The organism is Bacillus cereus group sp. BfR-BA-01441 (assembly GCF_022663075.1).
Taxonomy (GTDB): domain Bacteria; phylum Bacillota; class Bacilli; order Bacillales; family Bacillaceae_G; genus Bacillus_A; species Bacillus_A cereus.
This window is the reverse complement of record NZ_JAKUEU010000029.1, coordinates 49,895-59,369: the sequence shown is the minus strand read 5'-3', so window position 1 is coordinate 59,369 and position 9,475 is coordinate 49,895. Positions and strand designations below refer to the sequence as shown.

Genomic DNA, 9,475 nt, shown 5'->3' with positions numbered 1-9,475 from the left:
AATAAAAATATATTTGTGAATATGTTGACAGTTTAAAAGAGTGTTTCTTCAATGCGAAAAATAGTTGATTTAGAAAAGAATAATAACATTGTAAAATGTACCCTATAGAATAGACACTTGAAAAAAGTCTATTCTATAGGGTATTTCTTGTATAATAAAACGAAAATGGGGATCGGAGAATGTTGAAAATGACAAAAAAGCTATTCACAGAAAGAGAAATTCAAATTCTATCAAATAACCTATACGTAAAATCTGTAAGTCAGAAAGGTATCACTTATACAGAGGAATTTAAGCATATTTTTATTGAGGAAAATGAAAAAGGAAAGCTACCTTGAAATATTTTTGAAGAATGTGTCTTTGATTTAGATATGATTGGAATGAAACGATTTATGTCATAAGGAAGTAGATGGCGTTCTACTTATAGAAAAAATGATGTATTTAGTTTGCGGGATACTATTATTCTTTTACAATTCCATCTCAAAAACAACGGAAATAAAAAAGTAATTAAGATGGAATTGTAAAAGAAACTCTATTAAAAGCACTTCGATTTAAAAATAGAAAGAAAGGGGCTCATCAAATATGGATAACATTGGCGGTTCAGTTTCAAGTTATCTACAATTTTAGATGGCTCAACCAATGAAATTTTAGTTTACCATGTTTCAGAACAGAAGACATTGAACCTCGTAACGACAACCCCTCATAAATTAAAAGGGAATTAGGGGATTTGATTGGCTGAAGATGCATATATTCATTCAGTTCAAGGTGCTCACTACACAAGTTCTACATATCAAAAGTTAGTCTGAAAATATCCAAGTCAAGAAGGGGAAACTGTTGGGATAAAGCCTCACAAAGATCTTTTTTTTGGGTCATCTGAAAGATGGAGAACATATAAAACCTTACGAGTCTTTTATTAAATTAAAACAAGAGATTAAGAGATTTATGACATACTATAATCACTATAGATATCAGTGGAATTTTAAAAAATGACTTCTGTTGAATGATATGATTTCCCCTTATAGTAGACAGTTGAAAGAAAGTTACTTTACTGTTTATTATGGAGGGGATTTTCTATGGGGAAAATTAGAAGGACTATTTCAATCAATTTTAAAATGAAAGCTATTGAATTGTACTTACATAGAGGAATTGGAAAAGAATTAGGAATTATATATCCAGTTATAGATAGGTGGATTAAGAAATATAAAAATGAGGGTATTTTGGACTTGCAAGAAAAACGTGGAAAATCTAGACAAACAAATGAAATAAGTCTGAATACTAGAATACAACGATTAGAAGCGGGAAACGCATACTTAAAAAAGCTATTAGCTACGAAAAAGGGGATGAGGTCAAAAAAGTAAATCAGTAGAATATGAGGTCATTCATACCTTAAAACAGAATTTTTCAATTGTATTGCTTTGTGAAATTGCAGGTGATTTAAGAAGTGGATATTATAAGTGGGAAAAAGAATCAACGATCCCTCTGAAAAGATGAAAGGGGATTAATTTATCATGTCTAAAATAGCAGAATGCGAACGAGATCCAGATATAAATGGTAGCTATGGTTACCGAAGAATTTGTATATGGCTCAAAAAGTATTATGGTTTACAGGTGAATCATAAAAGAGTATATCGTTTAATGAGGAAAATGGGGATACAAGCTAAGATTCGAAAATAAAAGTGGAGGCATTTTGGTTTAAAAGAACAATGCGTCGTGTTGGAAAATCTGTTAAATAGAGAGTTTTCAACTACAAGACCAAATGAAAAATGGGTTACAGATATAATCTATCTTACCTTTAACAATAAGCGCATATATCTTTCTGTGATACTAGACCTTTACAAGAATGAAGTTGTGGCCTACCAAATGAGCGAATACAACAATTCAAAATTAGTTACAGACACAGTCAATAAAGTCTTAAGAAATAGAAAAGTCTACGAAACAGTATTACATAGCGACCAAGGTTATCAGTATACATCAAAAAAATATAAGCAATTACTTAAAAAGCACAAAATAACTGTGAGCATGTCTAGGAAGAGAAATTGTTACGATAATGCATGTATAGAGAGTTTTTTTAGTCACTTTAAGGCAGAATGCGTTTATAGATATACGTTTAATGAAAAAGCAGAAGTTTTTAAGGCTACTAAAAAATATAGGAGCTATTACAATAACAAAAGATTTCCCAAAAGATTAAACAACCTTAGTCCTATTGAGTTTGGAACTAAGGCTGCTTAATGAAAAGACACCTAATCTATTACTGGCAACTTGACAGGGGTAAGACTAGAATACAGAAATCATCTTCTTGATGTAGCCTAGTTTTTTTATGTCCTTTACAAAGGATACAGATTAAATTCAAGTGAATTTTTATATGTTTCTTACCATACATAATTCTTTAAGCAGGTAAAGCTACATGAAATTTGTAATTAATACCATGATTATATAGATTGTTTATTCGTACATTTTGGTGTTTTTTGAATAATAAAAGGATTAGAAATTAAATTAGTATATGGGATTTGAACTATTCTACTTACTGTATTGGGTGCAGCTGAACATACTGATAATTTATAGTCTGAGTCAATTTCATGCTGTGTGAGCCAAAAAGAATTTGTAAGAAAATCACTACTCAAAATAAATTCTTTAGATGCTTTTATTTTAATTGAAAAAGAATTTAAAGGGACTAACAATCCTTTTCCGATTGCCTTAATATATGCTTCCTTAAGTGTCCAAAAGTCATAAAAGCAGGATAATTGATTATCTGGAGGCTGATTTATTATATATTCATATTCTTCTGCAGTAAAGAATCGTTTTGCAACTTCTAGATTTATTGGTTTTATTAATTCAATATCTAAGCCAATAGGTTTATTATCAGTTGCACATACTACCCAATTACCAGAGTGGGAAATATTAAAATGGAAATTGGACACATCTTGAATATATGGTTTGCCATACTCATTATAAGAAAAAGAAAATAGATTATTAGTAGTAACTTTTTCTCTGTCAATAATTGTTCGTATTAATAATTCACCAAAGAGAGTTCTAATTGCATTTTCTCTTCGAATATAACGCCTTATCTTTTTTTGTTTTTTTATTGAAATTTCATTTAAGTAATGATGGAACTCATCATTAGATAGTGTATTGGGAAGTTTTACGGAATATATATTCATTTATATACACCTATTTTCAATTCATCTAAGAAAACGGTATTTATTAAATTTAGTACTGATTTCTCTTGTTCTTTAATAAAAAAATGTCCCCCATCGAATTCGTAAAATGTACAATATTTACTTGTGTGGTTTTTCCATGCTAAAATTTCATGTAATGCAAATTCATCTTTATTGCCGTATAAGATATAAAATGGGGCATTTAATTTCTTTTTCTTGTCTTGAAATTTGTATGTTTCGACAATTTTATAATCAGCTCTTATAATTGGTAAATATATGTCTAATAGTTTTTTATTTTGTATTAGTTCAGGAGGAGTTCCGCCTAATTTGAATATTTTGCCGATAAGATCCACATCTTTGTATAGATGTACAAATTCTTTAATAGTTTGATCAGGAGCAGGTTTACCGGAAAAAAAGAATGCCTCTGGCATGCGACGATTCTCTTGCTGGATTTTATGACCTAGTTCAAAGGCGAGTATACTCCCCATACTATGACCAAAGATAATATAGGGAGAATCATCTATTTCTTTATCAATGATGTTATAAATATCTTCTACAGCATCTGCTATATTTTTATAACAAGTTTCTCTTATTCTTTTTCCTCTTCCTGATAATTCGATATTTTTAATTTCGATTTCTGGTAATAAGGTATTTCGCCAAGTATTAAAAACTCTAGCTGAACTTCCCGCATAGGGTAAGCATATTAACTTCATCTTTTAAAATTTCCTCCTTTTAAACAAGAATTTTTCAAAAGTAATATTATTACAAAATTAGGAGAGAAAACGACTGGATTATTTGAATCTCCTGATAAGAATTAAATATATTGACTAGTATATTTTAAAAAGGTGCTTGCTATAAAATTACAGAATTTATTTAGTCTGAAAGAGAGTTTTTATAAGCTTTTGGTTTCAGATTAAAATTCAATATGGATAACATACTGGCGAAGCAAATTCCTATTCCTGACATTATATATACATAATCTAACATATAATCACCTAAATATCCGAAGATTAGATTAGATATTGGCATAGTAGATAGTGATATCATAATAATAATTGAAAAAACCCTTCCAAGCATATTTTTTTCTACAGTAGTTTGCACAAGTGAAAAGAATAAAACATTAAATCGAGTTAAAAATAAACTAAATGAAAAAATTGATATTAATAAAATGTATTTGTTAATGAATACTTGCATGAAAATTGCAGATAGACCACAAAAAAATATATTAGTTGCTAACATCTTTTGGTTAGAAATTTTATTTTTTGAGAATAATATCATCATCCCACCTAATACTCCTCCGATAGCTTCAGCAGTTAAACTTTGACTGTATAAAAAAATGTTATCTAAATAGGCCCTTTTCAGGTATAAAGGTAATAAAACGTTGTAGGGCGCTATAAAAATATTGACTATTGCCGAAACGATTAGTAGGTTAATTAACCATTTATGTTTTTTTGTATAATGGAATCCTTCCTTTAGTGCACTCCAATAAGTATCTTTTTTGTTTTTCGTTTTGGAAAAATTATATTTCAAGAAACTTTCACATAAGGCAGATATAAGAAAAGTCAATCCGTTTATAAGAAAAATAAAGGCTATACCAATAGAAAAATCTTTTAATAGAAATCCAGCAATCATTGGTGCGGCTATACCAATGATTTGACCAATTGTTGAAGTTATAGAATTACAATTTGCTACACTGTCTTTATTAACGATTTCTGGAAGTATAGCCTTGCTTGCGGGACCAAATATTGCGCTACTTGCCCCAAGTAAAAAACTAGCCAGAATTAGTAAGGGAATATTAATAATATCAAGAAACGCAATATAGGCTATACTTATACAAGTTAAACCACTAACTATATCTGAGATTATTAATAACTTTTTTCGGTTAAATTTATCTACAATTACTCCACTGAAGAAGTTAAATAAAACGATAGGGAGTAAACTAGCAAAAGAAATATAACCAAATGCTTTTGCAGAATCAGTTTTTTCAACTAGCCACCATGCTAAAATAGTTTGATAAATTACAGTTCCCAATTTTGAGGTTGAATTACCTAAGATTAAAAATACGTAATTCAGAGTAAGAGTGTTTTTTAGATTTCTAATATTATTCATAGCTCCTCCAATAAAAGTTTTAGATAGTTGTTTTAGGGTTGAGAGTGTTAATTTATAGACAATATATAATTTACAATAATTAGATAATATGCTATAAATGAATAGTGGATTCTGAATTAACTAAATTTTAAGTCTAATACTCGTATTTGTAAATGGGAAATTTATATATACAGGCTTAATGAGTTGTAATTTTGTATAAAAGATTAGACTTTAAGGTGAATATTTGAATTATTTATATAAAAAGGAGTTAATTATGAAAAATAATTTGGTTGATTTATTAGAGGGGCTTATGAAAGATAAAATGTTGGATAGTGTTGTTAGGGATTATGATAAGCATAAAAATCAAACTCTTACAAGTCTTGGAGTGGACTCGCTAGCTTTAATTGAACTTGTTTTAAGGATTGAAACAAACTTTAATGTATCTATTGATTATGACGAACTTGATATGAATGATCTAGAGACTTTAAGTAAATTGGATAATTATATTTCAGAGATACTACAAAAATAGCAGGAGGGAAATTGTAATGGAAAGAGTTGAAATAGATTCTATTGAAATTAATAACCAGTTTTTTGAATTAATTAAATATCAACTAAAATTTTATTATCCACAAATCAATAACATTGAATTGCATGAAAATAAATTAATAATTACTTTAGAAAATCAGATTGGTAGTGAAGAATTAATAAGTGAAATTAATAGATTAAAAGATAAATATTCCAGTATCAAAATGAATAAAAAATCTAAAGTGTTATATAGTAGTCGAACAAATAAATTTGAATTGATAAAAACGAATTTAAATCTTACTAGATTCTTAGAGAATACAAAGTTGTTTGTTCAGAAAATTCGTGATGTTGAATGTAATTTTAATTTAACAGCAAAACAAAATAAAGGACTAAATATTTATTCTGGTTTGGGTGTTTTAATAAAAGATGAAATTGATAAACTTCTTGAGAGTTATTTTATGAATACATACGGTGCAATAAATATTACAGTACCTTCAATAATTAGTACGGATATACTGGAAAAAACCAAATATTTTGAGACAGGTTGTCAGCATTTAAGTTTTATTTCACAGTTAAATACTCATCCGGTGGAATTTAAACAAGTTATGAGTTTACTTGGAAAAGATGATAGTAACAAGTTTGAAAACTTAAAAGACTATTTTAAGAAAAGCGAATATGCTTTAAATCCAGCTATATGTTTACATTGTTATCCGTTATTCAAAGAGCATTATGAAACGACGGATATTAAAGCATTTACAGTTTCGGGATCATGTTTTAGAAATGAATCTGGTAATTTAAATAATGCTGAAAGATTATATGAATTTAGCGTGAGGGAAGCTGTGTTTTTAGGTGATGATACTAGACAAAAGATTGTGCACAACGAGTTAATTGACTTTTTTGTAATTTTAGGTTATGTATTAGGATTAGATTATAAACTAGAAACGGCAAATGATATATTTTTCAATGAAAATGCTGATAAACTATTAATGTCACAATTGATATCAGATAATAAAATTGAACTACTTTGTTTTAGTAGTAAATTAAAAAAATATATTGCAATTGGATCAATAAATAAACACCAAAACCATTTTACTAAAGCTTTTGATATAAAAAATAAAAATGGACAATATTACAATACAATGTGTATTGCTGTAGGATTAAATAGGCTGATGTTAGTTGTTGATGAACTAATAGAGAATGATTTGGATGCTTTCCTTGAGAATGTTATTGCAAGAGTGGATGTTTTTACTAACCACTTGCAAGAGCGGGGAGAAATAAAATGAGTAAAAACATTATTGTAATAGAGCCGCAATTGCATTTATATAAGGAACTAAAGAAAGTTGCGATTGAAGAAAATGATAATATGTATTTTATATCAAATAAAATGGATATAAGTTCAAAGTATGAGGATGTTTTATTTTTAGATTTATTCAATGATTACGATAATTCGCTAGAGGAAATTAAAAAATTAATTAATACTGAGAAATTTTACATTGTTACTGCCAATGAATCTTATCTGTTAACAACACAAAAATTAAAAAAAGACTTGAATATAAATAAATTTGAAATTGATGAGTATATAGCCTTTAGAGATAAGGGTATTATGAAGAAACTATTCAAAGAAAATGAGGTTAATACGGCAGAAAGTTATTTTTATAAGACTATAAAAGAACTATCTACTGAAAAAGAGAATATTAAGTATCCTGTAATAATTAAACCAACGGGAGGCTTTGCAAGTTGTGGAGTAAAAAAAATAAATACTGCTGAAGAATTAGTAAGACACTTGAATAAGATAGCAGTATTGAATAAAACGGTCTTATCAAAAACAAATAATAATAATTCGGGATTTCTAATTGAACAGTTCATTGAAGGAAATGAGTACGCAATAGATACTATTTGGTTTGATGGTAAACCGATTATAGATGGTATTTTTTCTAAAGGAAATGATAAAGGTCCATATTTTCCAGATAGGGTGTATTGTATTGATCCGGAATTATCTGAAAGTATTAAAAGTTCTTTACTTAATGAGTCGTATAAAGCGGTTCGTGCATTAGGGGCAAGAAGTGGTGCAACTCATACTGAAATTAGAATTATGGGGGGAGTCCCTTATGTTATTGAAACTGCAATACGGCCAGGAGCAGGAGGATATTTTTATAAAATACTTTCTAAAGCATATAATGTTGATTTTTTCAAAATATATTATTATTCAATTTCTTGTGATAGCTATGAAGAGTTTAATGATAAATGCTCTGAATTTGACTTGAATCCGTGTAATATTGAAAGTTACCTTTGGTATAATATGACCTTACAAGGTTCTGGGGTTATAAAAAATATTCATAATATAGATAAGATAGTAGATAGAGAAGAAGTAGTCTCTTATGAACTTTTTCAATTTCCAGGTGATAGGGTATATCCAAAAGATCTGAATACAAGTTATTTTTGTTGGATATTTTCTAAAATTTTTGGAGAGAATCCCCTTGAAAAGTCAAATGAGCTTGCAGAAATTTATGATTCTATAATCTCTATTGAATATGAAGAGAAAGAGAAAGGAGATATAAATGATTGATAATCAAATAAAAACACCATTTGAAGAATACAAAAAGCTATTATGTTATGATAGAACACAATATCTAGTGTTGAAAGATATGATCGGAATACAAGATATAGAACTGTTCTTTGTAGATAGATATTTAGGGTTTGACTTTATTGAGGGTGAATTTTTTTTGAATCATAATAGATTTCATGAATTTCTTGTGTCTAGAAATATTGAAACCAGTTGTAAGGTTGAAAACAGAAAATTAATAGATATAATTAAAATCGACTATCTAAATAAAGGGTTAGTTCCATGTATAATGGGAGAGTTTGAATACCCTGATTCAAAACAATCATTTATGGCAAGTGTGAAATATATTATTCATGATTATAATGCAGTAGATGTAAAATTTTCGAGACCTTCCAACGTAGAAGCGTTACATAATATAATATGGAAAACCAATGACTTTGAAGCTACCTTAATTAAGGATGGAGAGTACACGGATATTACGATTTATGGTAATTTCGAGGTCTTAAAATGTTTTAATGAATTAAGTGTTAGGGATAAAATTAATCTGATAGTTAATGATTACTATAGGTTATCAAATGGAGAAATTCAAGTTGCGTTTGATGAATTCATGAGTAAAAAATCTCCCATATTAAAAGTCCGAGACTATCACTATGATAGAATATCTGAGTATTTGGATATCGGGATTGAGAGGGAGAAGTATAATACTTTTATCAGAAGAATAGATCAAATGTTATTCCCACAATTATTAGTCGCTAATTACTTGTTAGATACTCTCACATTTAAATTTGATACTGGTACATTAAAAAATTGTATAAAAGATATTCAGGATATAATAGATGGTACTGCAAAGCTTATTAATTTCTTTTTTATTAAACAAGATGAAAAAATGTTTAATAAATACATAGATAATTTAACTATTTTAGATAATCATTATCAATTTTTCTTACGGAAATATAATAAATTAATTAGTGAAATTATTTAGTAGTATTAATAATCTGTAAAATGATGTGGATAATTATCTAAGATTTTTAAGAGTGTTTATTTTAATACTAAGTTTCCCGAAAGGATAAAGTGGAAAAATAACATATTTTACTAGGCTGCATTTTTATTAATGAAATTTTTTATCATGAACTTGTAATGAAAAAATA

10 protein-coding genes and 1 pseudogene are annotated in these 9,475 nt (G+C 28.1%); 8 read left to right on the top strand and 3 right to left on the bottom strand.

Translation table 11 applies throughout. The features are described 5' to 3' along the window. Positions 1 to 179: 179 nt before the first annotated feature. From MR107_RS14470 to MR107_RS31700, 4 genes and pseudogenes are all read left to right on the top strand, one after another. Positions 180 to 987, top strand: a pseudogene (locus MR107_RS14470) (HTH domain-containing protein). 83 nt (positions 988 to 1,070) lie between these two features. Beyond that, the gene (locus MR107_RS14465; protein ID WP_242292480.1) at positions 1,071 to 1,355 is read left to right on the top strand and encodes a helix-turn-helix domain-containing protein; all 285 of its coding nucleotides are present in this window, start codon (positions 1,071 to 1,073) and stop codon (positions 1,353 to 1,355) included. 150 nt (positions 1,356 to 1,505) lie between these two features. Further along, positions 1,506 to 1,670, top strand: coding sequence for an IS3 family transposase (locus tag MR107_RS14460; RefSeq protein ID WP_242292479.1), 165 nt, complete (start codon positions 1,506 to 1,508; stop codon positions 1,668 to 1,670). A gap of 36 nt (positions 1,671 to 1,706) precedes the next feature. Continuing rightward, entirely contained in the window at positions 1,707 to 2,225 is a 519-nt protein-coding gene (locus MR107_RS31700) for an IS3 family transposase (RefSeq protein WP_368738392.1), read from the top strand. A 200-nt stretch (positions 2,226 to 2,425) separates the two neighbouring features. Here MR107_RS31700 and MR107_RS14455 read toward each other — a convergent pair whose 3' ends face one another. From MR107_RS14455 to MR107_RS14445, 3 genes are all read right to left on the bottom strand, one after another. Next, entirely contained in the window at positions 2,426 to 3,154 is a 729-nt protein-coding gene (locus tag MR107_RS14455) for a 4'-phosphopantetheinyl transferase family protein (RefSeq protein WP_242292478.1), read from the bottom strand. Beyond that, positions 3,151 to 3,864, bottom strand: coding sequence for a thioesterase II family protein (locus MR107_RS14450; protein ID WP_242292477.1), 714 nt, complete (start codon positions 3,862 to 3,864; stop codon positions 3,151 to 3,153). Before MR107_RS14450 ends, MR107_RS14455 begins: the two co-directional genes overlap by 4 nt. A gap of 160 nt (positions 3,865 to 4,024) precedes the next feature. Next, entirely contained in the window at positions 4,025 to 5,260 is a 1,236-nt protein-coding gene (locus MR107_RS14445) for an MFS transporter (RefSeq protein WP_242292476.1), read from the bottom strand. A gap of 253 nt (positions 5,261 to 5,513) precedes the next feature. Here MR107_RS14445 and MR107_RS14440 point away from each other — a divergent pair, with 253 nt between their 5' ends. Genes MR107_RS14440 through MR107_RS14425 form a run of 4 tightly spaced genes read left to right on the top strand, consistent with a single transcriptional unit; the run spans position 5,514 to position 9,309 of the window. Beyond that, complete coding sequence (locus tag MR107_RS14440; RefSeq protein WP_242292475.1) at positions 5,514 to 5,768, top strand: acyl carrier protein; 255 nt, start codon at positions 5,514 to 5,516, stop codon at positions 5,766 to 5,768. A 16-nt stretch (positions 5,769 to 5,784) separates the two neighbouring features. Beyond that, positions 5,785 to 7,047, top strand: a complete 1,263-nt coding sequence (locus MR107_RS14435; RefSeq protein WP_242292474.1) for an aminoacyl--tRNA ligase-related protein — start codon at positions 5,785 to 5,787, stop codon at positions 7,045 to 7,047. Then, a complete protein-coding gene (locus MR107_RS14430; RefSeq protein ID WP_242292473.1) occupies positions 7,044 to 8,330 on the top strand; it encodes an ATP-grasp domain-containing protein in 1,287 nt (428 codons plus the stop codon). The genes MR107_RS14435 and MR107_RS14430 overlap by 4 nt, the downstream gene beginning before the upstream one ends. After that, positions 8,323 to 9,309: a hypothetical protein gene (locus MR107_RS14425; protein WP_242292472.1), complete on the top strand. Its 987-nt coding sequence runs from the start codon at positions 8,323 to 8,325 to the stop codon at positions 9,307 to 9,309. Before MR107_RS14430 ends, MR107_RS14425 begins: the two co-directional genes overlap by 8 nt. Positions 9,310 to 9,475: the final 166 nt, after the last annotated feature.

Excerpts from the sequence above, each read along its gene's own strand:
- MR107_RS14455 (WP_242292478.1), bottom strand. The coding sequence starts at position 3,154 with ATGAATATATATTCCGTAAAACTTCCCAATACACTATCTAATGATGAG.
- MR107_RS14430 (WP_242292473.1), top strand. The coding sequence starts at position 7,044 with ATGAGTAAAAACATTATTGTAATAGAGCCGCAATTGCATTTATATAAG.
- MR107_RS14440 (WP_242292475.1), top strand. The coding sequence starts at position 5,514 with ATGAAAAATAATTTGGTTGATTTATTAGAGGGGCTTATGAAAGATAAA.
- MR107_RS14465 (WP_242292480.1), top strand. The coding sequence starts at position 1,071 with ATGGGGAAAATTAGAAGGACTATTTCAATCAATTTTAAAATGAAAGCT.
- MR107_RS14450 (WP_242292477.1), bottom strand. The coding sequence starts at position 3,864 with ATGAAGTTAATATGCTTACCCTATGCGGGAAGTTCAGCTAGAGTTTTT.
- MR107_RS14460 (WP_242292479.1), top strand. The coding sequence starts at position 1,506 with ATGTCTAAAATAGCAGAATGCGAACGAGATCCAGATATAAATGGTAGC.
- MR107_RS14445 (WP_242292476.1), bottom strand. The coding sequence starts at position 5,260 with ATGAATAATATTAGAAATCTAAAAAACACTCTTACTCTGAATTACGTA.
- MR107_RS14425 (WP_242292472.1), top strand. The coding sequence starts at position 8,323 with ATGATTGATAATCAAATAAAAACACCATTTGAAGAATACAAAAAGCTA.
- MR107_RS14435 (WP_242292474.1), top strand. The coding sequence starts at position 5,785 with ATGGAAAGAGTTGAAATAGATTCTATTGAAATTAATAACCAGTTTTTT.